This window comes from Algoriphagus lacus (genome assembly GCF_003583985.1).
GTDB classification, from domain to species: Bacteria; Bacteroidota; Bacteroidia; order Cytophagales; family Cyclobacteriaceae; genus Algoriphagus; species Algoriphagus lacus.
Genome location: NZ_QXML01000010.1, coordinates 23,291 through 49,031, shown reverse-complemented (window position 1 = coordinate 49,031; position 25,741 = coordinate 23,291). Strand labels below are relative to the sequence as shown.

Annotated in this window: 21 protein-coding genes; 7 read left to right on the top strand and 14 right to left on the bottom strand. The window is 44.6% G+C overall.

Features of this window, described 5'->3' with window-relative positions; genetic code table 11:
* The first annotated feature begins 190 nt into the window (after positions 1-190).
* Together D0X99_RS17080 and D0X99_RS17075 are read left to right on the top strand one after the other, a co-directional pair.
* Positions 191-2,026: a sensor histidine kinase gene (locus tag D0X99_RS17080; RefSeq protein ID WP_119479078.1), complete on the top strand. Its 1,836-nt coding sequence runs from the start codon at positions 191-193 to the stop codon at positions 2,024-2,026.
* Between the two features lie 8 nt (positions 2,027-2,034).
* Positions 2,035-2,658, top strand: coding sequence for a response regulator transcription factor (locus D0X99_RS17075; RefSeq protein WP_119479077.1), 624 nt, complete (start codon positions 2,035-2,037; stop codon positions 2,656-2,658).
* A gap of 279 nt (positions 2,659-2,937) precedes the next feature.
* Here D0X99_RS17075 and kdsB read toward each other — a convergent pair whose 3' ends face one another.
* The 3 genes from kdsB to D0X99_RS17060 form a co-directional block, all read right to left on the bottom strand.
* The gene (gene kdsB, locus D0X99_RS17070) at positions 2,938-3,663 is read right to left on the bottom strand and encodes a 3-deoxy-manno-octulosonate cytidylyltransferase (RefSeq protein ID WP_119479076.1); all 726 of its coding nucleotides are present in this window, start codon (positions 3,661-3,663) and stop codon (positions 2,938-2,940) included.
* A gap of 107 nt (positions 3,664-3,770) precedes the next feature.
* Positions 3,771-6,233: a GumC family protein gene (locus D0X99_RS17065; RefSeq protein ID WP_119479075.1), complete on the bottom strand. Its 2,463-nt coding sequence runs from the start codon at positions 6,231-6,233 to the stop codon at positions 3,771-3,773.
* A 4-nt stretch (positions 6,234-6,237) separates the two neighbouring features.
* A complete protein-coding gene (locus D0X99_RS17060; protein WP_119479074.1) occupies positions 6,238-7,056 on the bottom strand; it encodes a polysaccharide biosynthesis/export family protein in 819 nt (272 codons plus the stop codon).
* A gap of 259 nt (positions 7,057-7,315) precedes the next feature.
* On the opposite strand from D0X99_RS17060, the gene D0X99_RS17055 reads away from it, so the two are divergent.
* From D0X99_RS17055 to D0X99_RS17045, 3 genes are all read left to right on the top strand, one after another.
* On the top strand, positions 7,316-8,251 hold the full coding sequence (locus tag D0X99_RS17055) for a GNAT family N-acetyltransferase (protein ID WP_119479073.1): 936 nt from the start codon (positions 7,316-7,318) through the stop codon (positions 8,249-8,251).
* A 571-nt stretch (positions 8,252-8,822) separates the two neighbouring features.
* Entirely contained in the window at positions 8,823-9,869 is a 1,047-nt protein-coding gene (locus D0X99_RS17050) for a polysaccharide deacetylase family protein (RefSeq protein WP_233553747.1), read from the top strand.
* A 158-nt stretch (positions 9,870-10,027) separates the two neighbouring features.
* A complete protein-coding gene (locus D0X99_RS17045) occupies positions 10,028-11,266 on the top strand; it encodes a glycosyltransferase (RefSeq protein WP_119479071.1) in 1,239 nt (412 codons plus the stop codon).
* 1,170 nt (positions 11,267-12,436) lie between these two features.
* Here D0X99_RS17045 and D0X99_RS17035 read toward each other — a convergent pair.
* The 8 genes from D0X99_RS17035 to D0X99_RS17000 all read right to left on the bottom strand — a co-directional run bounded on the left by D0X99_RS17035 (position 12,437) and on the right by D0X99_RS17000 (position 16,910).
* The gene (locus D0X99_RS17035; RefSeq protein ID WP_233553746.1) at positions 12,437-12,688 is read right to left on the bottom strand and encodes a hypothetical protein; all 252 of its coding nucleotides are present in this window, start codon (positions 12,686-12,688) and stop codon (positions 12,437-12,439) included.
* A 28-nt stretch (positions 12,689-12,716) separates the two neighbouring features.
* Positions 12,717-12,953, bottom strand: coding sequence for a hypothetical protein (locus D0X99_RS17030; protein WP_147392254.1), 237 nt, complete (start codon positions 12,951-12,953; stop codon positions 12,717-12,719).
* Entirely contained in the window at positions 12,929-13,357 is a 429-nt protein-coding gene (locus tag D0X99_RS17025) for a DUF5675 family protein (RefSeq protein ID WP_147392253.1), read from the bottom strand. The genes D0X99_RS17030 and D0X99_RS17025 overlap by 25 nt, the downstream gene beginning before the upstream one ends.
* Complete coding sequence (locus D0X99_RS17020; RefSeq protein ID WP_119479066.1) at positions 13,357-14,106, bottom strand: hypothetical protein; 750 nt, start codon at positions 14,104-14,106, stop codon at positions 13,357-13,359. Before D0X99_RS17020 ends, D0X99_RS17025 begins: the two co-directional genes overlap by 1 nt.
* Positions 14,107-14,285: 179 nt before the next feature.
* Positions 14,286-14,933 carry a DUF6266 family protein gene (locus D0X99_RS17015; RefSeq protein ID WP_119479065.1) on the bottom strand — a complete coding sequence of 216 codons (648 nt, stop codon included), beginning with the start codon at positions 14,931-14,933 and terminating at the stop codon, positions 14,286-14,288.
* Between the two features lie 280 nt (positions 14,934-15,213).
* Positions 15,214-15,408, bottom strand: a complete 195-nt coding sequence (locus D0X99_RS17010) for a hypothetical protein (protein WP_119479064.1) — start codon at positions 15,406-15,408, stop codon at positions 15,214-15,216.
* Positions 15,409-15,424: 16 nt separating this feature from the next.
* Complete coding sequence (locus tag D0X99_RS17005) at positions 15,425-16,327, bottom strand: terpene synthase family protein (protein WP_119479063.1); 903 nt, start codon at positions 16,325-16,327, stop codon at positions 15,425-15,427.
* Positions 16,308-16,910 carry a Crp/Fnr family transcriptional regulator gene (locus D0X99_RS17000; RefSeq protein ID WP_119479062.1) on the bottom strand — a complete coding sequence of 201 codons (603 nt, stop codon included), beginning with the start codon at positions 16,908-16,910 and terminating at the stop codon, positions 16,308-16,310. Before D0X99_RS17000 ends, D0X99_RS17005 begins: the two co-directional genes overlap by 20 nt.
* Before the next feature lie 315 nt (positions 16,911-17,225).
* Here D0X99_RS17000 and D0X99_RS16995 point away from each other — a divergent pair, with 315 nt between their 5' ends.
* Together D0X99_RS16995 and D0X99_RS16990 are read left to right on the top strand one after the other, a co-directional pair.
* On the top strand, positions 17,226-17,651 hold the full coding sequence (locus D0X99_RS16995) for a MauE/DoxX family redox-associated membrane protein (RefSeq protein WP_119479061.1): 426 nt from the start codon (positions 17,226-17,228) through the stop codon (positions 17,649-17,651).
* 807 nt (positions 17,652-18,458) lie between these two features.
* Complete coding sequence (locus tag D0X99_RS16990; RefSeq protein ID WP_147392252.1) at positions 18,459-18,734, top strand: hypothetical protein; 276 nt, start codon at positions 18,459-18,461, stop codon at positions 18,732-18,734.
* Positions 18,735-18,782: 48 nt separating this feature from the next.
* Here D0X99_RS16990 and D0X99_RS16985 read toward each other — a convergent pair whose 3' ends face one another.
* The 3 genes from D0X99_RS16985 to D0X99_RS16975 all read right to left on the bottom strand — a co-directional run bounded on the left by D0X99_RS16985 (position 18,783) and on the right by D0X99_RS16975 (position 25,204).
* Complete coding sequence (locus tag D0X99_RS16985) at positions 18,783-20,105, bottom strand: RagB/SusD family nutrient uptake outer membrane protein (RefSeq protein ID WP_119479059.1); 1,323 nt, start codon at positions 20,103-20,105, stop codon at positions 18,783-18,785.
* A gap of 277 nt (positions 20,106-20,382) precedes the next feature.
* The gene (locus D0X99_RS16980) at positions 20,383-23,574 is read right to left on the bottom strand and encodes a SusC/RagA family TonB-linked outer membrane protein (RefSeq protein WP_119479058.1); all 3,192 of its coding nucleotides are present in this window, start codon (positions 23,572-23,574) and stop codon (positions 20,383-20,385) included.
* Between the two features lie 4 nt (positions 23,575-23,578).
* Positions 23,579-25,204 carry a TlpA family protein disulfide reductase gene (locus D0X99_RS16975; RefSeq protein WP_119479057.1) on the bottom strand — a complete coding sequence of 542 codons (1,626 nt, stop codon included), beginning with the start codon at positions 25,202-25,204 and terminating at the stop codon, positions 23,579-23,581.
* Positions 25,205-25,741: the final 537 nt, after the last annotated feature.

Genomic DNA, 25,741 nt, shown 5'->3' with positions numbered 1-25,741 from the left:
GTTGAAAAGTTGCAGATAATCGACTAAATCTGTTTTTTAATACTGGATTTGACTTTCGGGAATTTTGGCCTTTGATCTATTTTAAACCAAACCGAAGTGGATTTCCTGTCTAAATTCACCCAAAGTCACTGAAGATCAAATACCTAGAACTAGGTAAAATTTAATTTTTGAAAGACTTTAAACGTAATTTGTGATTCAATTTTTGGTTCAATCCACCCGAATTGGAATAGGGTTTTTAGGAGTAATTGTTTTCCTGATATTCAGCTTTCTCCCTCAAAAGGAGAAAATTCCAACATCCCTACCATTCACCGTTCTCGTTGACAAAGGACAGGCCGTTGAGGATGTTTGGAATAGTCCCGAAGGGAATCGCATCACCAATGGCACCTTCAACCCCGGAATTCAGCTTAATCGCTGGTGGATAAAAGCCAAGCTAAAAAATGAATCAGATGCCGGGGAAGAGTTTTTCTTTCTCCTGAATAATCCCCACATCAATTACATCGAAGTGTATGTGGACGGAAATAAGCAACCCACTTACGTTACTGGAGATCGGTTTCCGTTTGATTCCCGCCCCTACCCTAGTAGAGACTTTGTATTTCCCTTTTCCCTCAAATCCGGTGAAACCAAAGAAATTTTGATGTTGCTTGATAAGCGTGGGGAGACGTTCCACATCGATCCAGAGGTTTTGAATGAAAATGAATTCACGGACCGCAGAGGAACAGAACGCTTAATTATGGGGATAGTGACCGGCTGGATGATTTTGACCGTGGTTTTCACGATGTTTTTTTGGTCCGAACTTCGACACCGAAGTGCTTTTTACTACGCATTGTACATCCTGCTGGTGTTCCTTTGGATCTTTTCTCACTGGGGAATGGGCTTCCAATACCTATGGCCGGAAAGTGTGACTTGGGTAGGGAAATCCCGTCCGGTCTTCAATCTCGCTTCCAATGTGGCGTTTTTACTTACTCTGATCAATTTTTTCCCTCCCTCACCCACTCAAAAACGATGGAACAGCTGGATTCGAAGCCTGATTTGGGTCAATGGTTTGCTGTTACTGGCTTTTTTGATAATCCCGGAAAGTGAAATTAAGCCCGAAACCATCGCATTTTTTCTCAAAGGAGTATTAATTCTCTCTGTGGTACAGATTCTAATCGCATTGAGTTATCTGATTGTCCAGTATTTGGCAAAGACTCCGTTTGCAGGGTATTATTTGGTCGGCATCTCCTTTTTATTTTGCTTCTCACTCCTGTTGTATGTTGACCAGGTCTCCGGTGCAGTTCAACTTTCCCACTACTTATTAAACTTTGGAAGTGCATTTGGTACCATGGGAGAGACAACATTGATTGCTTTTGCTTTTATGCGTCAGGCCTCTTTGGAGAAAAAGGAAAAAGAAAAACTTGCTGTCAAAATACTAACCCGGGAAAAGGAAATAGCGGACCAGGTGATCTCCGTTCAGGAGGAGGAACGAAACCGCTTGGGCAGGGATTTACACGACAGTATTGGGGGAATGTTGGGTACCCTCCACATGAGACTACAAGGAATTAGCCAAAAAATCCAGGATCCGGAACTTCAGTCCATCCAGAATTTGGTACTTCAGGGGATACATGAAACCCGAGCTCTAAGCCACAACCTCACCCCTCCTCACCTCGATGAACTTGGACTGGTAAAAGCACTTGCAAACCAGGTGGAGATGCTGAATCAGGAAGGTGCAATAAAGGTCAAATTTTACCACAGGCTTGAATCAAGTCTTTCCAAATCAACCGAGTTGATGGTCTACCGAATCGTCATGGAGTTGATCACCAATTCCCTGAAACATTCCGAGGCAAGTGAAATTGGAATCCAGCTGGTTTCGGATTCCGGGAAACTGGAGTTGATGGTGGAAGATGACGGAAAAGGATTCTCAGTTGATCAAAAAATGGGAGGCTTGGGACTTAAAAACATTTCCAACCGGGTGAATTACCTGAAAGGCAACCTAACTATTGATTCAAATTCCAAAGGAACCACTACCCTTATTATTATCCCAACCTAAACCTATCCATGAGCAAGATTACCCTATTTCATATCGACGATCACCTTCTTTTTTCTCAAGGTGTTTCCTCTTTATTAAAAGGAGCACCTCATTTTGAATGGCTGGGCGAGGCCAATGATCCGGAATCGGGAAAAACTCAAGTCATTCAAATCCAGCCGGATATTGTCCTTTTGGACTATTTCCTTCCCGGAAAAAACGGGATAGAACTTGGAAAGGAAATTTCAGGATTTTCTCCCCGATCCAAACTGGTGCTGCTCACCATGGAAAAAAACCACACGATAATACAACAAGCAAAAGAAGCCGGTTTTTATGGGTTTATTCCCAAATCAGCTGAGCGGGATGTCCTGCTCAATACGCTGTTAAATGTAGCTGCAGGGGAAAAAATATTTCCCCAGACCAAGGTTCAGGATATCGAAGAAAACCCGGGTTTGTCCAAATTCAAGCAATTGAGTAAACGGGAAAAGGAGATTGCATTGATGGTAGTTCAGGGATTTACCTCGGTAGAAATTGCAGAAAAACTGTTTCTTAGTCTTTTGACTGTCAATACACACCGAAGAAACCTTATTCAAAAGTTGGGATTCAAAAATGTGGCTCAACTTTCTGCTTTTCTAAACCAAATTTATAAGTATTGATATCCTAAAATCCCAAAGCTTAATTTTGATCAAGAGTTCCAGCCTAAAAAAAAGCCAGCCTCAATCGAAGCTGGCTTTAGGTTTTTTTAAACAACCCACTTTTTAATCAACCTTCCGGTCATCAACATCTTACCAACCTAAATCTGAACAGTGTACATGCCTAGGTCCATTCAGATCCAAGGTCTGAAAGAGTGCCGAATTTTACACTTCATCTGAATTTTGGGAGACTATTAAATCGGATCAGCCCAAAGGATTATCTGGTATTTGGCTCCTATTTCCTCAAAGGATACTCTTCAAAAAATTCCTTGCCCTGTCGAGGTCTTCTTTGGTATCAATGGCGATTGCCTGATGGGTGGTTTCCACCATTTTGATTTTTACGCCTTTCTCAATCAAGCGGAGCTGCTCGAGCATTTCAATTTGTTCCAAATAGCCTTTGGGCCAGGAGGTGAATTCTTTCAACAGTTCACGGGTATACGCATATACCCCGATGTGCTTCCAGTAAAAAACATCCTTTGTTCTTTCCCTGTTGAAAGGAATGGGAGAGCGGGAAAAATAAATTGCATTGTTCTTTTCATCCAAAACCACTTTTACTGCATTTGGATTGTATGCTTCGTCTTCCGAAATCCTGCACATCAAGGAAGCCATTTTTACTTTTGGGCGCTCAAAAACAGCCACCAAATCACTCAGGGATTTCTTGTCCTGAAAGGGTTCATCTCCCTGCACATTAACGATCAGGTCCGCATCGACTACTTCTAGCGCCTCTGCAATTCGGTCGGAACCGCTTTGGTGAGGCACGGTACTGAAGAAAACTTTTCCTCCCAAGTCCAAAATCTGCTCCCTAATCAGCTCATGGTCTGTCACCACCCAAACTTCATCAAAAACCCCTGTGGCTAAGGTGCTCACATAGGTTCGCTGGATTACCGAAATTCCTCCCAAGTCCTGCACCAACTTTGCCGGTAGGCGGGTAGAAGCATATCGAGCCGGGATCAATGCAGCAGTTTTCATGGGGAATTGAAATGGGTTTGCGAAAAGGGATTTGGGATTGGTTAATGTTGGATTTGATTAAGGATAATAGGATTGGGAACTATACTTTTCACCTAACACAATCCTAACTATCTTATCCTGAAGGCCTTTTTGATGACAGCAATCGGATCAAAAGGTTTGGTTTTTCTGATTTTCTTCTTTTTGGTTTCCAGATCGTCTCCGTAGTAATTATACATGTACTTGTTGTTTTGAGAGTACAAGTAGGTATTTCCATATCCATAATTATACCCTTCGTAATGGTATCCTGAATTGATAATACCATTAAACACCCCGTACACATTTTTCACCTGTTTGTTGTTGAACAAGTCATTGATCATAACCAAGTGATCCTTTACGGTATAGTTTTGACGCACCACATACAAATTGATGTCAAAAAGACGCATCAGGTCAATGGTCTCAGATACCAATCCCATGGGAGGAGTATCAAAGACGATTATATCAAATCGTTCTTCCAGGTATTTCAAAAACTCAAGTAACCTGGGTGTCTGAAGCAATTCCGCAGGATTGGGTGGAATCACCCCTGATGGAACAAAAAACAGATTTTCATGCTGAGAAGGGAACACGATTTCCTCCGCACTGACTTTCCCGATCAGGTAAGTGGAAAGCCCAATTTTATCCGAATGATCGAAATAAGCCCCCAATTTAGGCCTTCTCAAATCCGCTCCAACCACCACGGTCTTCTTGGATCCCAAGGCCATTGCAGATGCCAAATTGAGTGAGGTAAAGGTCTTCCCTTCTCCGGAAACCGAAGAAGTGACCAAGATCTTTTTAGTATTTTTTCCGGAGGCCAAATAGGTAATCGCAGATCGGAGTGATCGGAAAGATTCCGCCACAGCAGACTTGGGGTGCTCCAAAACCACCTTATTGGTATCCTTGGTGCTGTATCCAATGATTCCAAGTTGAGGAATCATAAAGTGTTTTTTCAAATCCCTCTGATCTTTGATACTGTCATCAAACATGTCACGGATGACGATAAATCCAAAAGGAAGTAAAAAACCCAGCGCGATAGCCAAACCATAATTTTGGGTTTTCTTGGGAAATACCAAGGTCCCTCTTTTTGCCAAGTCAAGAATTGCATTGTCCGACACGTTGGCAGCACGGGCAATCCCTGCCTCAGCCCTTTTTTCCAGAAGATAGGTAAAGAGCGACTCCCTTAACTTAAACTCACGGAAGATGGAGGTGTATTTGGATTCGGATTCCGGCAAGGTTGCAAACTCTGCATCATAAACCCTGATTTCGCTTAATATACCTTGCTTTTGTTTTTTTGTGTTATCGATCAGGTTGACTACGTTTTCAAAGAGTGCATCCTGGACTTTTTCCATCTGCACATCAATTTTGATTACCTCAGGGTGGTTTTCATTGACTGAGGCAAGCAGCTTTCTACGGTCTTGGGAAAGTGTCACCAAGGTTTGAATCAATCCATTCAACAAAGGATCAGGAACCCCGATCACAGAAGGGGCAATCACATCGGAATAATCCTTGCTTTTGCGCTCCATATACTGCCGGATCTCCTCGAAATACTGAAGCTGAAAGTCGAGTTCGGCATTCCGTTCATCCAGGGTATTCATTTTACTCAGGATATTGGAAAATTCCACCGAGACATCAAGCAGCTTATTGTCAACTTTAAACTGCTGGAGTTCCCGCTCTTTTTCCTTAAGGGAATCCTCCAAAAAGCCGAGTTGCTCCTCGATAAAGTTGATGGTGTTCTCCTGGATTTTATTCTTTTCGTCCAAGTCGTATTGGATATAGGATTGCATCAGGGCATTGATGTAGTCCCTCCCCTTTTCTACCACTTTGGTGGTGGTGGTGAGTCTGAGAACGGAAGAAAATTCATTCTCCATGGTGACCTGAACTGACTTGGCCAATCTGTCTTCCAGGACCGTGGGATTTATCAGTCTAAAGATGATAACATCCCCCACTTTGGAAGGATTCACCAATAAAACTGTGAATTTGGAACGGGCAGTTTCTATTTCTTCACCAAAGGTGTAGGTCTTATTGTATACCGATTCGTCTCCTGCCGCCTGTGCCTCATTAAAATCCATTAAGCCCTTTTCGGCCGGAAGTAATTTGAAATTCTTCTCCGAAAGCACCTCCAACTCCACCGGAGTGTCTGTCACCTGAAGGTGATCCCAATCCACCTGAATCCGGATGGGTGATCTGTCGTAGAGTTCAATATCCTTGATATTGGTTTTTGCAAAATACTCCACATCAAAATGGAGTTTGCTCAAAGCTTCACGGGCCATGTTTTTGGACCTCAATCGTAGGATGTCATTTTCCAGATTGATCCCGGCATTAAAAATATTGGATCGGTCCAGAATTCGAGATTCGGGAGTACTTGAGTTTTTGATTACAATCGATCCAGTTACCTCATACTCATCCACCGTATATCGGTGAAACATGTAAGTAGCTGTGAGGAAAACAGTAATAAAGAGAACGTACCATGGCCAATACCGGATGTACTTGGCGACCACATACCGAATCTCCAGCGCTTTTTCTTCATTGTCAAGTTGACTCAGATCGAGCTTCTCCATAGTCTTAAATATCCCCGCTAACCAAATTTACAATTAAAAGTATGGATGCAAACAATCCGGCAATAAGCGCAAGCGAAGCAGTCAAATTATCTGCTGTTCCAATTTGCCGAATTTTCATAGGTTCGAGGTAAAGGATATCGTTAGGCTGAATAAAGTACCAAGGGCTGCCCAACAAGGCTCTGTCATTCAAATTGATCTGATGAATTTTTGTACCTCCGTCGTATTGCCGGATTAGGAAAAGTTTGTTTTTCTTCGCCAAAAGTGAGGTTTCGCCTGAATTAGCCAAGGCATCGAAAATGGTTGCCCTATTTTTGTAAATGATCTGCACACCCACATTGTTAAATTCCCCCATCGTGGTATAACGAATACCGGCAATCCTCAGTCGGACAAAAACATCATCCTTGAAAAACTTATTAATCTCCTGCTGAACGACCAGCTTGGCTTGCTCTTCAGACATTCCCGCAATCTTGATCTTACCCAGCTTGGGAATTTCCACCATTCCCTCCTGATCGATCGAATATCCTGTCATGTAAAGCGGATCGCTTCCCTGTCCACCTCCTCCGCCAACACGAGTCCCAAGATTCTGAGGATTTGTCAAATAAGTAAATCCCTCAACCAGCTCAGGATCCGAACTTGCAAAATCAATCTGCACAATATCAAACGGTTGCAGGATGTATTCGTAGTCCACCTCAGCAAAAGGGATAAATTCATCCAGATCAATTGCAGTACTATCCGATAGATTTTGCAAATAAGTAATTCGCTTATTGCTGATACAGGAGGTCGCAAAAAGAATAATGCCGACAAAAAAGATAATCTGTTTCATTCAGGGTATTTTGAACTCAATGAATCAAATATAGATAAATATCGGATTAGGAGACGCAAACTCAACACATGAATGACAGGTCACCATTGATTGAAAGCAAAAGCTGTTGTCAGGTTGCATTTGGTGGGATTGTGGTCACTGTGCTAGCCGAAGTATCGAACCATCTGCTAGTGCTGTTGGCCGAAAAACGAACTAACATGATAACCTGACAACAAGGACAAATTTCCTCCAATCCCAACAATTAATTTAAATTCGGCACATGAACATTCGAAAGGCAAGCGATTACGATATTCCGGCAATTATCCAGCTCCTGAAAGTCTCTTTGGGAGAAAGCCTGATTCCAAAATCCGAAGCCCTTTGGAATTGGAAACATGTTCAGAATCCCTTTGGAAAATCCCCTGTTTTGTTGGCCGAGGATAATGGCGAAATCCTAGGAGTCAGAGCCTTTCTGATGTGGGAGTTTTTCCAAAACGGGAAAATCTTCAAATCCTGTCGGGCAGTAGACACAGCTACCCATCCTGAACACCAGGGAAAGGGTATTTTTAAAAAATTGACCATGGACTTGATCGAGGAAATCAAGAAAAACGGAATGGTGGCCGTGTTCAATACCCCAAATTCAAAAAGCACCCCCGGCTACCTGAAGATGGGTTGGGAAAAATGGGGAAATCTCCCGCTCAAGCTCAATTTTCATGTCGGTAAAAAACGAAAAGGAATCCAAATGGAATCTGATTGGACGGCGATTTCGGATTTAATCGAGGAGATTGAATCCGCGCCGCAAACAGAGTTAAGTTTGGGAACCCGAATTGTGAAGGGCTATCTCAATTGGAGGTACAAAGACTCCCCGCTCTTTCCATACCATTACCTTTCTGATGGAGAAAATTACCTCCTGATCTATCGGATCAAAGAAGGAAAAATGGGTAGGGAATTCAGAATTTGCGATTTCTATTGCCTCACCGAGCTATCCCCAAGCCAGAAAAAAGAATTGAACAAAAGTTTGGCTGTCAAAATCAGGGAATCAGGCTCCCGTTTTTCTTCCTTTTCAGGATTAAAATACTCCCAACAAAAAAACCTGGACATGGGAATTCTCCCAGTTATGAAAATCGGCCCTATGGTGACGATGAGGCAAGTTCAGGAAGACTTTTATCCGCTAAGCCAAGACTGGTCCTGGAGCTTGGGGGATTTGGAGGTGTTTTGAACCATTCATTTATTTAACCTCAAATTCGGTAAAGGTCGAATACCGAAAGATAATTACCTAAGACCGAAGATGTGGTTTTGGGTGTAAGATTAGTTTTCTCGAGACCGTCTATGCCATTGGGGCACAGGTTTCGGCAGTAGGGTATTGAGGGGTAAAAAAAATAAAAAACCAACAGTCCAAAAACTGCATTAACCTTGGCACAAGTCAATAGCCTTGCACCGAACTTGCAACCAATTGAAATGGCTCAAGCCCTATTTTTTTTCGTCCTTTTGGCTTGACCCAAAAGGACAATCCCGAAAGCTTTCGGGACAAGACGCCTCCAGCCCTGCAAACTGGCCCCTCACTAAATTAATCCACTGGATTAATTTTTTACGCTCGGTCCTAACCGCACTAGCCGGACGCCGGCCCGCTGCTGCGTCTCCCTCCCCGTCCTAAACTTTGAGAATTGTGCAATCTGGTGTAAGAGCTTGAAATGAAACTAATATCAAACGCTGGAGGAGCAATAGGGAAGGCATAGGCGAACACTAACCGGTTTACTTTTTCGCTTGGGAGGTTGATTTGCTAAACTTAAATGGATCTATCCCCAAAAATCTATTCCTGCCTTTTCTTACATTTAAATATGCAAACAGGTGTGCTTACCATCAGCCTCGACTTCGAACTCCTTTGGGGAATTTTTGACAAAATCGGGACACGGTACAATCCGGAATATTTTGCCAATACACGAAAAGTAATTCCAAGAATGCTTGAACTTTTTGCTCAAAATCAAATCCAAGTTACCTGGGCTACAGTCGGGATGTTGTTTGCCGAAAATGAGGAGGAATGGAAGTACTATTCCCCTGACTTTCTACCTTCTTATCGTGAAAAAAAATATTCAGCCTATGAATGGGCGAGGCAACACGGGATACGTCCTGAGGTCCACTTTGCTCCTGAATTGATCCGGGAAATAATTCAGACTCCTCATCAGGAACTTGGTTCCCATTCCTATGCTCATTACTACACGCTGATGAGGGGACAAAGCCCGGAACAGTTTCGACAAGACATCCAGGCATCCCAAAAAATCGCCATGGAAAAATTTGGTGCAAGGTTGAAATCTCTGGTTTTCCCCAGAAATCACATTAATGAACTTTACCTGGGAATTTGTCTGGAGGAAGGCTTTGAGTATGTCCGAGGCAATCCAAAAAACTGGTTTTGGCAGGAGACACAGCACGAAGACCAGAGCAAAAAATGGTTTCGTTCGGCAGATTGCTTTTTTCCAATGGGAAAAAGAACCTCTTATTCGCTCGAAGAAATAAACTTTTTATCAAAGGAACCGGTAATCCTTCCGGCCTCACGTATTTTGAGGCCTTACACCAATGGAAATTCACTTTTCAACAAGGTAAGACTTTCAAGAGTTTTGGGTGAAATGGAAAAGGCAGCCAAACTCAGAGAAATCTACCATCTCTGGTGGCACCCGCATAACTTTGGTAACAATCCTGAGGCTTGCCTAATCGAGTTAAAAAAGATTTTGAAACTATTCAAAAAGCTTCAGGAACATCACGGTATGGAAAGTCTCAGCATGGGGAATCTGGGGAATAGGGTTAAAGCTAAGCAGGTTAAAAACCAATTTCAGATTCAATGAGAAATTGGAAAGCTTCCAAATCTGGTTTGTCTTAAATCCCTATCAGACTGTTGAAAACCAAACTTAAAAATCCAATCCCCTCATTTTCAATACCATTTGGCTGCAATGTCAAGAGCCTTGAAAGGGGTTAGGACAAAATTTCCCAACTTGCAGGTGCAATGAAGTCCGATTCCAATCCCAAGCGAATAAAAGTCCTACACCTGATTAAAAGCCTTGGGCGGGGTGGTGCCGAAAAATTGATTCCGGAAACAGCCCTAGTTCATGACCAAAACCGATTTGAGTTTCATTGCCTTTATTTTTTTCATCAGGAAGAAAACATCAAGGATGAACTGGAAAAAGCAGGAATCCAGGTTCACCTAATTCCTTCCGGCAATCTTGAGCTTTTCTTTCAAATCAAAAAAGTAAAGCATTTTGTTCTGGAGCATGGATTTGACATCATCCATGCCCACCTTCCTTGGGCGGGAATTTTGGCGAGGTTCGTTGGAAGACAACTTTCCATCCCGATCGTCTACACCGAGCACAATACCTGGGAACGGTACAATAAGATTTCCAATTTTGGAAACCGTATTACCTTCAAACATCAGGATGTAGCCATAGCTGTTTCCAATGAGGTAGCCTTGTCCATGCGACTCAATTCCATTTGGGATCCCTACAAAAGAGGTGGGAGACTCAAAGTCCGGGTTGTTCAAAATGGAGTAAATACGGAGGTGTTTAGAAGAGGCGGCTCTCACAATCCCTCAACTGAAAGCGAGGCACTATCCTGGGGAAAGAAGTCACTTGGTCCGAAGGGAGAAGACTTAAAATCCGCTCTTGGCATCCCTCAACATGCTTCTGTCATTGGAAAAGTCGCTGTTTTTAGATCCCAAAAGCGGCTGTGGCTGTGGGTGGATATTGCCTTGAAAATTCTGGAAAAATGCCCGGAAACTCATTTTTTGCTGGTTGGAGATGGAGAATGGAGAGAAAAAATCCTTAGCCTAATCAAGAAATCCGGAAAGGCAAATCACTTCCATTGGGTGGGTGTCCAAAAGGAAGTGGTGCCCTATCTGAGCATCATGGATATTTACCTGAGTACTTCGGAATTTGAAGGCTTACCGATTGCAATGCTGGAAGCGATGTCCTGTGAGGTACCGGTAGTGGCTACCCGAGCAGGAGGAATCGGGGAAGTCATCCAACAGGGAAAGCAGGGTTTTTTGACTGAAATTGAGGAGTGGGAAGGCCTGGTAGATTATTGCATTCAATTGTTGGAAGATCCTGAACTTCAACAGAAAATGGCTTTGGCAGCACGGGAACGGGTTATAGAAAAATTCAGCATGAAAAGGATGGTAGAGGAGTTGGAAGGGATTTATTTGGAGGTGTTGGATACGTCATTGCGAGGAGGTACGACGAAGCAATCTTGAAGGGTTATCCGCTGCGCTGTTGTCAGGTTATCACGGTTTTCCGCAGATCCAAAAACCGTAAATCCTGCATGGCCCAGCCAACGACAATTATCCAGAAATGAGATTGGAAATTCGGATAACCGATTAGTGAATGATTAGGACTCGACCCTTAAGGGGAAAATCAGGAGCCTGACGAGGTCTGTCTTTTAATAGTTTTTGGTGCGACCCCGGGTTAAATAAATATGCGTTTTATACAGCGTTGGCCAAGGATTTTGATTTGGAAAACAGGATATGATGCCAGCATGGTGAAAAATTGACTGTGGTTTATTAAAATTTACCTTCCCTAAACTTTTTTCTTTCGTCACTTTTTGGCGGCCAAAAAGTAACCAAAAAGCCTTGGGCCCCAGGCTTTACTTCAAATCGGTGAGGTTCTCTTATCCAGTCTTAATTTGTTTTCGATTTGATTTTTGGCTCTGCTCCAAACCTAAAAACAGGTGGATCTCCTTCCAATACTCAGGAGCTAACCTGTTTTCTTTACGGTTTTCCGCAGATCCAAAAACCGTAAATCCTGCATGGCCCAACCGACGACTATTATCCGGTAATGAGATTGGAGATTTGGAGGACGGAATATGAAGCCAGCAAGATGGAAAACAAATCGAGAATTGGAGTTTGGGGAGTTGGATTGCAAATCCTGGAACAAAGGCTCCGAATTAAAAATGCTGAACAAGGCAGCTACTATCTGCAGAAAAAAAATCACCATGGTTTTAGCCCTTCCTTCGTCACTTTTTGGCGGCCAAAAAGTAACCAAAAAGCCTTGGGCCTAAGGCTTTACTTCAAATCGGTGAGGTTCTCTTATCCACTTTTAATTTGTTTTCGATTTGATTTTTGACTCTGCTACAAACCTAAAAACAGGTGGATCACCTTCGCCCACTCAGGTGCTAACCTGTTTTCTTTACGGTTTTCCGCAGATCCAAAAACCATAAATCCTGCATGGCCCAACCGACGACTATTATCCGGTAATGAGATTGGAGATTTGGAGGACGGAATATGAAGGCAGCAAGATGGAATCCAATTTGAGAAATTAGTAAAGACAATAAAGTCGGGAGACTGGCATCGGTTGGACAATTAAGAAAGTAAAAAACCGGGAAGGAGACCCGCCCGGTTTTAATCTGGTCATTCGACTTTATTAGCCTATTTGACCGAATTTAGCAACTTTTCCTCCAGTCTGCTTTCGTCCACTGTCAGTTGACAGATGCTGACCAGAATCGTCCCCGCAGTCAATGCGTGGCCTGCATAGGTCATAAGGATTTCCGGCAATTCTCCGGGGGCGGTCAACACTCCCAGCCCTATTGCAGCAATCATCAGCCCAAGCCGCTTCAACACCTGAAAGAATGGAGGTGTTGGGGCCTGTGCCCGTTCCTTGATTTCTGTGATTAAATCCATGATTTGTTGTTCGATTTTTCGTTTTGGTTTACTTCGGATAAGAATGTCTCGCATTCCTGATCAACTGTTTTTTGAGTAAAAACAGCACCTCGGAGATTCGGTCAATCTCAGCCCTCAGGCTTTCCTGGCGGACTTTGAGTTCCATAAAATCTCCCTGCAACTTCCTGAAGTCCTGTACCAGAAACTTCAGGAAAAAAGCGATGACCGAGAGCAGCAGCGAAAGGATCGCTCCTGTGACCATCAGGAGAAGTTGGGCATCCGACATGCGGATAAACGATAAGGAATCTCCGCTCCCGTCACCTGAAGCTCCACCACCTCTCCCCTCTCCCACAGGTTGCCCAATTCATCGAGCAGCTTTTGAAAGGCCAATCGGGTGAAGGTGGGTTTTGCCCCGGTTTGAAACTCGGTAACCGGTGCCATTTCCAACTGTCCGGGTATCCGATCCGGTCCTACCTGACGGATCCACCCTACTTCTCCAACCCGGATCGCCCATCCGCTCTCCTCCCCGTGAACCGGCTCCAATTCATAGACTCCCTCAGGCATGCAGTGCCTCTGAGGAGAGTAGCAGGATTTGGGGGCTTCCCGGATACAGCAGAGCAGCCGACTTCCCAGGTAAAGCCTCCCCAGCGTATGCCGGGGAGTATACCTGCGTTTAAGCAGGAGACGCATCAGACAGTTTTGCTCGTACCCAGGATCTTGGCCGCATTGTGGGCGCCGTTGTTGATGGCGTATTCCACTCCGTTGACGATCTGGATAAATTCCACTGTCAGCAAATACACGAAATGCGTTCCGCTGAGCTGCCCTTTGTCTACCGAAAGGGATTGAGCTACGGCAGAATCCAACACTGACATTGAACCTGTAGTGGAACCTATGACAGTTCGGGTACCCAGATCAAAGTCCACCGCTACCCCTGTAGCGGAAATCCGGTAATGGGTAGCTCCAACCGGAAGGGCAATCATGTCGCCGGGAACAAAAGCGGGCAACTGCACCTGCCAGGCACTGGCTGTATCGCTGGTTTGAATCTCGAAAAACAGGGTGCTGCTTAGCGATGAACCCGCATTTAGCTCCATTTCCTTGAGTAGGTCCCAGTTGCCGAGTTTAACCTTGCGGTCTCCCCTGACACTGGATTCATCGGACTTCAATACCTGCATCATCACCTGAGTGATCCGGAGGTTGAGGCGTTTATCGCCGATCTTGGAGATCACCGGTCTTAGTGCATCCCGCAGCAGCTTGGAAGCGGTGGCATTGTCAGTGAATTCCCGGATGTTTTCCCGGGTACGCGCAAAACGGGGATCATTCATGATCCTGGACTTTTCTATCCCTCCCTTTTCACGGGCGAGGTAGCCGTTTCTGGTCTTGTAAAAGGAAAGTCTACCGACTGGTCCTTTGAGTGTAATTACTCCTGTTTGCTTTGCCATTTTCAATGGGGTTTAAGTGAAACATGGACCTAAATTGATGGCTAGCAGACTGATGATCAATTGAATGTGCATTCCTTGCAGGCTTTTGCGGTTTATGTATAATCCTGCACCAAAACCTAAAATTCCGAGCATAAAAAAAGCCCCAAAATGGGGCTTTGAAGAACGGAATTCGGTTGTGTCTAAGGAATTTCAAAACATAAAGAATCAGAAAACCTAATTTTTTGCAATCCCAACTTGCGGTAAAAAGCCAGAAAAAGCAATACTCCGCTTTCCTTGAATATTCCTTGCAGGTGTATTTCCTGACTATCATTGGAGCGATGGGAGCCTTCCCGGATTTCCTGATATTTTTTTGATTTTGGATGATAAAGAACGACCCAAGTACTATCCGTTACTCGCGCACTTCCCAAACTACCCCCAGAATTCCAGTTTATTCGGACCCATGTTGGAGATAATTTAAGAATTTCAACTCCCTGAGGAAGTGGAAGGTCTCCCTTTGAAATCCTAAAGGCAGTATTTTGGAGCATTACAACTCCCTCATTTCCATACACCGCATGTTTCATTGCCCAAGACATGGCCAGATGGATTCCTTTTTTCATTCCTTCGGTATATTCTCCAAATCCAAAATCAAGAAGATCTTTTAGGGGAAGAAGAAACTGTTGAATCTGCCTAAAGGCGGCTTGGTTAAATTTTTGGAGCTTGCTGGGGCGATAGAGCTTGCCGGGATCGGGTCTTCTCCTTATTACCGTTTTTCCCATCAGTTGATAGACTACCAGATTGCCGAGTTTACCGCTCAATTGACTGAGCAATGGATTTTGTGATTTTGCCATATGTAAATGAATGAGACATTAAATTTTAAGAAACTGTGCTACATTCCTTTGATTGGAGCCTCACCTCAAGCTCCAACCATTGATTGTTCCTATTTTCTCCCACCTCCAATCCGATGGAAAAAGGGAGAAACCCGGTCTAAAGCAGGGAGAAACTCATACTAAAGGAACACTATGAGTCTATACAATTCCTGAAATGAATCGAAGTGGATGGAGAAAAGCACAATTGGCCGCTCCCAAAAACCAAGACTTTATTGGAAAAGCCTCGTACCCTGAATTTGAATCAATAAAGGTATTCCTGCAACTCCTCTTCCGGAATGCCGGAGAAGGCAGAAAATTCAGCTACCGTCACAAACTGACCCTTTTCCTTATCGACCAGATTGCGGATTTTTTTCAACACCTCATGGCTATATCGCTCGCTTCTCCCTGTAATCCGCTGTATGTCTTTAGCATAGATGACACATCGTTTTTTGAGCATTTCCTACTCCTTTCCATTAGTGGGATTTTACTGTTCCGTTAATCCTTGATAAATACCGAATGCTTTCTTCCGACCAAGCTTGACAACCTCCTGCTAAAAGCAATGCCGATTCTACCCAAGGTTTGGTGTCACTCTCATGTTTTGTCAAGTAGTCTCCCAAACCTAAAATTTGCCATTTGAGCCTTTCCAATTCCTTTTTTACCCGCCTTTTCGCGGAATCCAAACCAATAATTCCTTCCAAAAGTATAAGCTCATTTTGAAAATCTCCCTGACGCCTTTCCTTTTCAAAAGACCCAATATCATTGGACAATGTGATGAGTCTGGAAATTAATTGTTCCATTTTCAACATTCCGCAAGAAGGTGAATAGCAATCTATTCTGAGAAGTTGGAAGGCTAGAAAAACCCCAGAACTAAATCCTCTATTCTGTTGATAGTCATTTAATTCGGGAACCTTGTTTTCAGCCTTGAGAGTGAGTTCCCAGCCAAGGCCTTCCAAATAAAGAATCCAATTCTCCTTCCACTCCTTGCGCCAGATTTCAGAATTGGACCAACGTGAAATTCTTCGGAACAAACTCAAGGTATGTTGCCTTAAGGAGGAAAACTCAGGCTTGCCTTCCCAGGATCCTCTTTTTTCAAGTGCTTTCAACAGCAGATAGGAGTCCTCATTGGTCCAATTATCCATACCGTCATCAATGCGAAATAGGCAAAGGAAAAATCGCATCAGCACCTTTAACCGCTCTGCCTCCAATTCAGGATACAGGTAAGCTGCAAACCAGTTGATTTTCTGACGGCGAAAACTTTCCACCTGCTCAGGTGAAACCAAAATCCCATTTTTCCAAGCCCATCTCAAGCAATCCCTGTCCAGATCAATTACTTGAAGGGAAAGAGCTGAAGGAAACTCAAGTTGACGATTGTTCATGGTTTCCTTTAGCTAATTCAGTGAATACCCGACCAACTGTTCTGGTACTTGTTGCAAAAAGATCAGCCCAATCCTGATAATGTAATAAATCCTCAATACCTGGAAAAAGCTGACAGAATTTGGGGTACCCTTCCAGCATGGGAGATCTCAATATGGTCATTTGTTGAGACATCCGTTCTTGAATCCGGTGGTTGATCAAAATACCCAACTGGGCAAAATCAGGGTATCTTTTGACCACCAATTGTTCATTTTCTTTTGGAAATTCAAGAATGACCACTTCTGAAATCGCTCTTATTTCAATGTTTGACTTAAGTTCACCAGAATAGGAAACCATATCAAAAACTGTATCGGTCTCCCGACCTACATAACCAAGAGCCAATCCCTGACTTTGTTCAAAATAGACACCAACATGCCCACGGCATATGTACCGGCTTGCGCGTTCTTCCTGATATACAGGTTTGATCACATCTCCTTTTCTGTACCTTCTTACTATCAGGTGACGGGAAAGTAGGTGATACAATTCTTCGGAAACAGGATGCAAAGAGTCGTAATCCTGCTTCATTTTTTTTATCAAAATCTCCATCTGTTTTAGAAAAAATAGGTTCAATGAAAATTTTAAAGGACCTCGGCATTCAGATTAGTACAGCTTAATCCATCTGATTCGCCGGGGAAGCATGGGAAAAATAGCTATCTCAAACTAAAAAATATCACCATTTATATATTACGATAAAAAAAATTTATAGAAATCTGGCCATTTGGCTTGAAAACGCAAAAAATTTTCATTTCGAGGCGAATGGCCTTGTATTCAAGTACTTGTACCGAATAATTTTCTTCAATAAAGTAGAGTGGCCCTCTTTTTAGGGAAATAAGGCCATGTAATTTATTCATTGAAGATCATATGGAAACAGAAAGCCCAAAATCCTTAAAGTACCCGGATCTGATTTCTTCCTTTATCCTGTTTGTTTGGGTTTACACCGGAATCGAAAAGTTTATCCGGTTTGAAGAAAGCCGAAATTCCTTTCACAATCAGGTTTTTCCTTCATGGCTGGCTGAAATCTTAAGCTATTCAGTACCTGGAGTTGAGTTGCTTCTTGCCCTGCTACTGCTCTTTTCAAAAACAAGATGGTGGGGATACCTAGGCAGCATCTTGTTGCTGTCAGTTTTTACCACCTATGTGGGATTGATCTGGGTTGGAGCATTCCCCAGAGTTCCTTGCAACTGCGCGGGAATCATCGAAAGTCTTGGATGGGCAGAGCATTTCTGGATGAATCTGGGCTTGATTGGGACTTCGATTTATGGACTATGGATAGAGGGAAAGGGGTGAGGGGATTAAATATTAAGCGTTAATCGTTAAGAGTTAAATGTTAAGAATTGCCGGTGGGGCCTGAAAAGCTGGTTACCGGATGTTGAGTTTGTCCAATAAAAGAAAGTGGTCACCACATTCATTCCAGACTGGCCCCAAAGGGGTCAAATCTTGGTAGCCATGGGTGTGGTTCGACTCCGCTCACCAACCGAGCGGAATCCACGGTAAAAAAGATCAAAATCCATTAAAGGGTACAGGGTACCATGGGTAACTGGCTGATTAGGCCGAGGTATGGAGATATTGGCCCGATGATATATTGTCCAGCACCGATTCGGATCGGTGGAGAAGCAGGACAACGAGAATGGGATTTGGAAATAAGCATAGAATGCCAGCAAGATGGAATGGGAAATGGGATTACAAATCCCAAAGGATATTAGGGTCGAATTACAAATTCGACCCAGCCAGGGTTTTAAGATTGGTAATTGGGTAATTCAAATAGATTAAAGTCTGAAAGCTGAAAAGTCGAAAAAATGTCGAATGTCGAATATCGAATAAAGGATATCGAAAAAGGGATTCACCTCAATAGTTAAAAAATGGAGCGGTGAGGTGGGCCCACCGCTCCGGGCAGAATCAGACAAACAGATGAAAAACTGATCTGCCAAAAAATATCAATAAAAAAAGAGGATCATTTCTCTCGTGGCTTGGGGTGAGAGACAAGCCAAATCCCAATGAGCCTCCTACAGGGAGATGCCGAAAACCCTTTCCAGAGTAGGCAACCAAATGAAACGGTTTGTCCCTTTTTGATCGGTCAAAAAAGGGTCCTCAACGATGAATAAACTTTCAAAATTGCTCCCTGTGCTTGCATTGGTACTGGGAGCTTTCGCAGCAGTGGCATTTTCACCTAAAGACATGCCTATGAATGTCTATGGAGAATCCGCCGGCCAATGGTACAATGTCACCGGAATAACTCCGGGACCAAGTACCTATACCTGTGATCAGCAGGATGATGTGGAATGTCTTCATGATGCAGTGAATGGCAGTCCCATCAATCCAGGTGAAGACAGAATCTTTGTGAAAAGAGGAACTCTTCCGCCTGCCAATTGATAGGAAATCAATTGAAGGATTGGGCCCGGGAATTTGTCCCGGGCTTTTTTATAATCCTTCCAATTCCATCTCGATGGGAGGCAAACTCAACACAAACTGGGAATTGCTGTTCAATAGATAGGATTGGCCTCCTATTTCTCTAACCATTGGTAATTCCAAGTCGCCAATAGCAGCCAGCCTTTTCATGTCTGCCCACCTGCTTGCCCTGAAAACTAATTCCTTTCTTCTTTCCTCCAGTACTGTGGATAGATTAGGAATCCCTACTTCTTGTTGCCAAATCGCCAAATTCTGATAACGATTTAATGCCAACTGTGTCAACAAGGTCTTTCCCTGTTCTGCATTTCCTGTTCGAAATGCCGCTTCCGCCCCATTCAAAAGAACTTCTGAAAGACTCAGTCCGGAAAACAGGTTAAAATCTCCCAAATAAGAACCCCGAAAGAGCGCATTCCCCTGAGCATCCAGACTGAAAAAGAGTTTCTTTCTTAGGTCATTTGCTGAATAAACCTGATACAACTCACGGTTCACAAAGGTGGCAGAGCTGGCTGTCACTGAAAAACTGCTGGTGACTCCGTAGTACAGCGTTTCTTTGTTGAAGAGCGGGAAGGGGTAAGGATTATTTGGGTTAATCTCCTTATAGTTCAAAAGTGCGGGATTGGAACCCAAAACCTGCTGAGCCGACTCCAATGCTTTATCATATTTGCCTTCGTAAAGGTATAAGCTAGACAAAAGCGCATGGGATGTTCTTTGTTCCGGACGATTGGGATATCCGGCTTTTACCGGAAGCAAGTTCAGGGACAAATTCAAATCCTGTTCGACTCGGGCTAAGATTTCCTTAATGGTAAGCATCTCACTTTTGTCGCTGACATTACCTGTAAATCGAACCGGAATTCTGAGTAAGTCGGCTTCGGAACTTGCCGGATGAGGCAGGAAGAGCTGAGCCAGTTGGTACAATGCCAGCGACCTGACAAATAAAGCTTCTCCTCTCAGATTATCCGCCTGAATCGAATTTTCTGAAAGCCGGTCCAGAATCTCCAGGCAATTGTTGGCGAAGAAAATTTTTCGATGAAGCTTACTGTAGTCCGTGGATCGCTCCAAAGGATCAAAAACTTCCGATTTCCATAAATAGGAATTTTGCTCCCAAGGTTGCAGCGTTTGCCAGTTGCCTGTACTAGTCATCCAATCGTCTGAGAGAATAAAACTGATCAGGGTATTATCATTGAGGGTGGTATAATTGTCAAGAAGCGCTCTGACATCCTCCAAGGTGCTTGGAACCAGAATGGATTTCACGGGCTTTTCTTCCAAAAATCCATCACAGGAAAGGGTTGCAAACCCTACAAGAGTCAAGCATAGGTTTTTCAATATCTTTTTCATGGTGTTATTAAGTTTTATGATTGTTCGCAATATTTCGCGTATTGATAATATTTGAATTAAGCTGAATGGAAGAATCCCCCTTGCCCCCTTGGGAAGGGGGAATTTGCCAAATGCCAAAACCAAACCTTTTTTATCCTTTGGCTACATGCAAGGTTCCAGATATACCTATTAGGTTTTAGATTAAAAGGGTGGCAGAAGCAATTCTGCCGGGAGGAATTTTGGGTTTATCAACTGACCTTATGAAGAAAGCACCTCCTTTTACCCTTTTTTTAAGAGCTTAGAAATCCATTTTCAATCCTGCTGAAAATGAACGCAGGGGTTTGGCTGTTTGGAAATCAGGATCCAAAGCATCCTCTGAGGCTTTCCAGATCAGTCCCAGATTTCCCGCATATCCATACAGCTGAAGTGTTTTAAATGGTAGGTTAGGAATACTCAGCTTATCCCAGGTGTAGGATAGACGGATGTCATTCAGGCGAATGTGATCCCCTCTTTCAACCAAGACCGCTGAATTGGAGTAGAAAGCATTTCTCCGGGTATCCGCAGTAGCTGGCAGGGAAGGGATTTGTGTAAACTCCTCATCTCCGGGCTGCTGCCATCTGTTGTCATAATCGCCATGTCCGATTTCTCCCCGAAGGAGGGTAAAATAGTCAATCGACCTTCGTTTATAGTAGTAGCCTAGGCGATACGAAATGTTGAGCGACAGGGAAAATCCCCGGTAGGCAAAATCATTTCTGAAGGCCCCAAAAGATGTGGGTCTTGCCGGTCCGTGGTACTGAAGATTATCAATGGTAGCCCCCCGGGAAATAGCCAGGTAATCAGAACTGGGTTCACCGTCTAAAATCCCCCTTGGATTCCCATTTTGAGGATCCAGTCCTCCCCAAGCATAGGTATAGATTCCGTAAAGTGGGCGACCCACTATGGGCTGAGGGGTTGGAGAAAATGCGGTTCCCAAAAGATTTGAAACGGTGGGTAAGCGTTCAAAATCCAATACCTCCTCCTTCAATCCACTGTAAAGAAATGTTGAAGTCCAGGAAAACTCATTTCTAAACCACCTCAGGCTTAAATCCAGATCAATTCCTTTCACCTGGGTTTCTGCGAAATTGCCGGTAAAGCCGGTGAGTCCCAAAGATGCAGGGACTGAATAATTTCCCAACAGATCCGTTCCTTTTTTGGAATAAACCTCCACTGTACCAGCCAGAAATCCGTTTTGGGTTTCCAAATCCAAAGCCAAATTGCTTGTGCTTATTTTCTCCCATCTCAGGTCAGGATTGGGAGGATTTACTATCGATGCTGCCCTTAGCTGGGGCAAAATATCAAAAAACTGAAAGGAAATGTACTGGGCTGTCACATCGGCCGAAAGGCTTTTGTCCACATTCCCCGAGGAGCCATAGGTTGCCCGAAGTTTAACAAAAGGCATCTTGGAAATAGCCTCCGAGAAAGTCTCCGATACAATCCAGCCTCCTCCCGCTGACCAAAGCGGTACCCCCCGGAGATTGGCATCTACCCCAAATATATTTGCCTGGTCTTTCCGAATGCTGGCAGTCAGGAAATATCGGTGCCTGAAATCATAGCCCAGATTGGCATAGTAAGAAACAAATCGGTCTATTCTCCCCCCAAGGGTATTTCCGGATAAAATTGATCCCTGCTGCCCCTTGTTGTAATAGAAGGGATAACGGGTGACCAGGTCTACCGGAATACTGGTACCCATATCATCCCGATATCCATAGTATCGGGTACTCCAATTCTCCGCCTGCAAATCCCTGACCTCAGCCCCTGCCAAGACGTTGACAAAATGGGACTCAAGCCATTCCCTTTGATAGGAAAGCTGGGGTCTAAATGTATGGGAATAGGCCTCGGAGTTGCCTACAGAAAGCACTTCACCGACCGGAACCGGATAACTGAGGGTTCCATCCTGAGCTACTTGCGTATACCGATTGATCAAATCCCTGGTGGTAAACAAGCTCATCGGATCCCGGTTTTCGGATTGGGAAAGGTTCCTCCAGTATTGGTAATAAAGACCCAATTCTAGCCCTTTTGTGACTTGAAACTGCATGGAAGGGCTTACCCGAAGGTCATAAGCCTCTGTGCGGTAGTCTAGCTGTCTAATTTCTTTCAAAGGAGTGTAAGTCCAGTCCAATAAACCCTTTCCTTGGATGGATTCGATGTATCGGGTACTGTAAGTATTGGCAATAGTCAAGGGATTGCCCTTTTCATCGGCCAAGCGATCATAGGCATAGCCAAAAGGCAAGGAGGTGGTTGATCCATTATTCTGGTTGGAAAAATTGAGCTGAACCCCTGCTTTTACTCGGTCCTTAAGAAAATTCCACTGGCTTCCGGTAGCAATGGTCCAGCGAGCGCCACTATTCCCAATGATATCCGACTGGATTTTGTCATATCCTATGGAAAAATTCTGAGCCGAATGTTCCCCTCCCCCGCTGACAGAAATCGCATACTGTTGGTTGAACCCCGGCTGTAAATAATAGGATTGAATGTCTCTTCGGTTATCCGAATCCCCATAAAGCTGGATTCTTGCATCTGCCTCTTCCTGGGTAATTTTTCGATCCCGGAGTGCAATGAAGGTCTCCACTGCCGGTGATAGTTTGGGCTTGTTGGCATTGGTTTCCAAACTGCGGTAGAAGTTTCTTCCAAATAGCAATTTTTCAATTTCGATAAATTCCGGGATGGACATTTGGGGTGTATAAAACAGATCCCGAGGCTCAGTGAATGTAAAGTTGGAATTGAAGCTTACCGAAAGGGGCTGTTTCATCCTGGCTCTTTGTGTGGAAATCACGATTACACCATTTCCAGCTCGGGCACCCCAGATGGAAGCCGCCGCGGCATCCTTCAAAACTGAAATGCTGACCACGTCATTTGGGTTGATGTTTTCAATCGGACCGTCATAGGGAAAATTGTCCACAATAATCAAAGGGGCAGTATTGGAAAAGATCGTACCTCTGCCCCGAATGGAGATTGGATCATTTGCAGCCTGAGGACCTTTGTTGAATATCAGACCGGGAGTAACATCCTCCAGTCTTTCCAAAATTCCGGGACCCACTCTACGCTGGACCAACTGGCTATCCAGAAGCACAAAGGATCCGGTTGCCCGTTCTTTGGGAAGCGTTTGGTAACCGGTGGACACCACATCCACCGATTCCAAACTGAATTCTTCAGGTTTGAGAATAATCCTTGGCTTGGTGGACGTTGGCAGAGAAATAGCTTCCCTGAAGGTTTCCATCCCGATATAGGTCACAATCAGCACATAGTCCCCAGCGGGTGCGCTGAGCTGAAAGTTTCCCTCTTCATCCGTTACAGCTCTATATTCTGTGGATTCAAGGGAGACAAAGGCTCCGGGAAGTGGAAATCCTTCACTGGAATAGACCGAACCGGAAAGGACTTCCAAGGGATTCTGTCGGGAATAGAGTGACCCCGACAAGCTCCATAGTACTAGAAGTAGGAGTGTTTTTTTCATGAGGTTAAGGATTAAGTGGGGAAATGGTTGATGGGGAGGATTTGGAAACCTCCATTAATCGGCGGTACAGTTCTTCTGTATCCATCCGATCTATGGTCTGAAGCCTGACTTTGCCGTCGGGACCGATAATCATTTTTTGGGGAAAGGAATGAATCCCATAGGTCTCCAGAATGCCGGAACCTTTTGGAACCCAGGTATTCAATTCCTCCGGGGAGGTGTAGTCTCCACTCTCGAGACCCATCTTCCAGGTTTGGGCATCCGGGTCGGCATTTACGGTCAGAATCAGGACATTTGGATCATTCTGGAACTTCGCACTCAGCTCCTTCATGACTGTCTGATGGTCATAGAGACAGAACTTGCATCCGTTGATCCAAAAGTGGATTAGCAGGGTTTTCCCCTTGATCAAGTTCGGATCAAGTACATTTCCATCCTCTTTCAACATACCCGTCGGAACAAATTCCTTTTGTCCTGTTTCCAGTAAGTGATTCAGTCGCTCAATGATCCAAGGTGATTCAACCAAGGGGAGGTTTTGGGCAATGATATCCGGAAGCCGGTCTTCCATTCGGTTGAAGTTGTCCAGGATGTAGAAGGCAATGACCTCCTCTCTCAAGGGATTGGGTAAGGCAGCAAAAACCTGCTGGATTGGTTTTCTAAGGGCCATTGACCCCATCAGTGACCACTGATAGACCCCTTGTGCCAATTGCGGATAGGAGTAGGTGATTTCTTTGAGGAAATACCCATCGACCCATTCTCTGACTTTCGCCAGTTTGGAAGGATCATTTTGAATCAGGGGCCAGGCCAGTTCCGCTTTGTTGATTCCCTGAAAAAGCAGCCGACCCCTGATCCCTGTTTCTACCAGTTCCAGCCTTTCCTGTGAAATTTTGCCCACGTATCGGTCCAGCACTTCCATTGCCGGATGGCCAAGCCAAGGGAGTTCGACAAACTGCTCAAACTCCGACCAGGCAGCTTCAGAGCTATTGATCAGTCTCATTTTCACATAGAGATCTTCCGGCTTGGTTTGGGATTGCTCCCAAAGCTTGGCAGTGAGGGAATCCTGAAGGAAGGAATCTGAAGAGGAGAACAGAACCGGGTCGGTGTTGAACTGGACTTCTTTAAAAGCCAGATCCACCTCGTGTTGAAGCCGATAGAAATCGGCATCCGGACCTCCAAAAATAAGGGAGCCGGAGAGCAGGTCTGCCCGAAGGCGCACCCGGTCTGAGGGGAAATAAAACCAATGTTTGCCCAGGGTATTTTTCCCTCTTCCAATGGAGAAAAAGCCATAGGAGTCAACTTGGGGAAGTGGCACCTCAAACACATAATAGCTGCGGCTACCCTCAAACATGTTCCCTTCTATGGCAGGGACTGAAATAGGAATTCCAGGATTGACGGTCATCCGGTCAGAAACCAGATGGTCCCAGAATCTCAGGTCGAGGGAGTCCGCGGCAACTGAGGTGGCCAACTCCAGGTAGAGTCTGCCCGGCAAATTATCGGGAAGGGTTTCCCCCTCCCGATTGGAGACCGACCTATGAGGGAAATCGGCTCCGGGTGACTGAGCAACTTGACTCAGAAAAGAGGTGCTTCCAATTAGACATACGGGTGCCAGGAAGCATGTGAATAGAAATTTTTTCATGCTTGTTAATGGTTGTGAAGCTGAGCTTGGTCAACGGTCGACAGTCCACGGTCCACTGCCGCGTACGTCACTGCGAGGAGCCCCTGAGGGCGACGCGGCAGTCTCATTTTTGGGATTACTGGTCCCTTTTATATGAGATTGCTTCGTCGGTGTAAGGCTTCATGATATTCTTAAGCTTACGTTTACCTCCTCGCAATGACGTGGAAATAGTCCGGAGACGTCACTGCGAGCGGAGGCACGGAGCGAAGCAGTCCTATAATTTAGACAACAGTCCACGGTTGACGGTCCACGGCCGCGTACTTGACTGCCGCGTACGTCACTGCGAGGAGCCCCGATAGAAATCGAGCGACGCAGCAGTCTTACCGACCGGAGACGTCACTGCGAGCGGAGGCACGGAGCGAAGCAGTCTCGTTGGTATGAATACTACTCCTTTTGAAGAGATTGCCACGGCAACCCACTCTCCTAACATCGATTGGTTTGCCTCGCAATGACGAATAGCAAAGACGTACCTCTCCCACCCGACCCACAAGAGCCATG

Excerpts from the sequence above, each read along its gene's own strand:
- D0X99_RS17075 (WP_119479077.1), top strand. The coding sequence starts at position 2,035 with ATGAGCAAGATTACCCTATTTCATATCGACGATCACCTTCTTTTTTCT.
- kdsB (WP_119479076.1), bottom strand. The coding sequence starts at position 3,663 with ATGAAAACTGCTGCATTGATCCCGGCTCGATATGCTTCTACCCGCCTA.
- D0X99_RS17065 (WP_119479075.1), bottom strand. The coding sequence starts at position 6,233 with ATGGAGAAGCTCGATCTGAGTCAACTTGACAATGAAGAAAAAGCGCTG.
- D0X99_RS17060 (WP_119479074.1), bottom strand. The coding sequence starts at position 7,056 with ATGAAACAGATTATCTTTTTTGTCGGCATTATTCTTTTTGCGACCTCC.
- D0X99_RS17055 (WP_119479073.1), top strand. The coding sequence starts at position 7,316 with ATGAACATTCGAAAGGCAAGCGATTACGATATTCCGGCAATTATCCAG.
- D0X99_RS17050 (WP_233553747.1), top strand. The coding sequence starts at position 8,823 with ATGGATCTATCCCCAAAAATCTATTCCTGCCTTTTCTTACATTTAAAT.
- D0X99_RS17045 (WP_119479071.1), top strand. The coding sequence starts at position 10,028 with ATGAAGTCCGATTCCAATCCCAAGCGAATAAAAGTCCTACACCTGATT.
- D0X99_RS17035 (WP_233553746.1), bottom strand. The coding sequence starts at position 12,688 with ATGGATTTAATCACAGAAATCAAGGAACGGGCACAGGCCCCAACACCT.
- D0X99_RS17030 (WP_147392254.1), bottom strand. The coding sequence starts at position 12,953 with ATGTCGGATGCCCAACTTCTCCTGATGGTCACAGGAGCGATCCTTTCG.
- D0X99_RS17025 (WP_147392253.1), bottom strand. The coding sequence starts at position 13,357 with ATGCGTCTCCTGCTTAAACGCAGGTATACTCCCCGGCATACGCTGGGG.
- D0X99_RS17020 (WP_119479066.1), bottom strand. The coding sequence starts at position 14,106 with ATGGCAAAGCAAACAGGAGTAATTACACTCAAAGGACCAGTCGGTAGA.
- D0X99_RS17015 (WP_119479065.1), bottom strand. The coding sequence starts at position 14,933 with ATGGCAAAATCACAAAATCCATTGCTCAGTCAATTGAGCGGTAAACTC.
- D0X99_RS17010 (WP_119479064.1), bottom strand. The coding sequence starts at position 15,408 with ATGCTCAAAAAACGATGTGTCATCTATGCTAAAGACATACAGCGGATT.
- D0X99_RS17005 (WP_119479063.1), bottom strand. The coding sequence starts at position 16,327 with ATGAACAATCGTCAACTTGAGTTTCCTTCAGCTCTTTCCCTTCAAGTA.
- D0X99_RS17000 (WP_119479062.1), bottom strand. The coding sequence starts at position 16,910 with ATGGAGATTTTGATAAAAAAAATGAAGCAGGATTACGACTCTTTGCAT.
- D0X99_RS16995 (WP_119479061.1), top strand. The coding sequence starts at position 17,226 with ATGGAAACAGAAAGCCCAAAATCCTTAAAGTACCCGGATCTGATTTCT.
- D0X99_RS16990 (WP_147392252.1), top strand. The coding sequence starts at position 18,459 with ATGAATAAACTTTCAAAATTGCTCCCTGTGCTTGCATTGGTACTGGGA.
- D0X99_RS16985 (WP_119479059.1), bottom strand. The coding sequence starts at position 20,105 with ATGAAAAAGATATTGAAAAACCTATGCTTGACTCTTGTAGGGTTTGCA.
- D0X99_RS16980 (WP_119479058.1), bottom strand. The coding sequence starts at position 23,574 with ATGAAAAAAACACTCCTACTTCTAGTACTATGGAGCTTGTCGGGGTCA.
- D0X99_RS16975 (WP_119479057.1), bottom strand. The coding sequence starts at position 25,204 with ATGAAAAAATTTCTATTCACATGCTTCCTGGCACCCGTATGTCTAATT.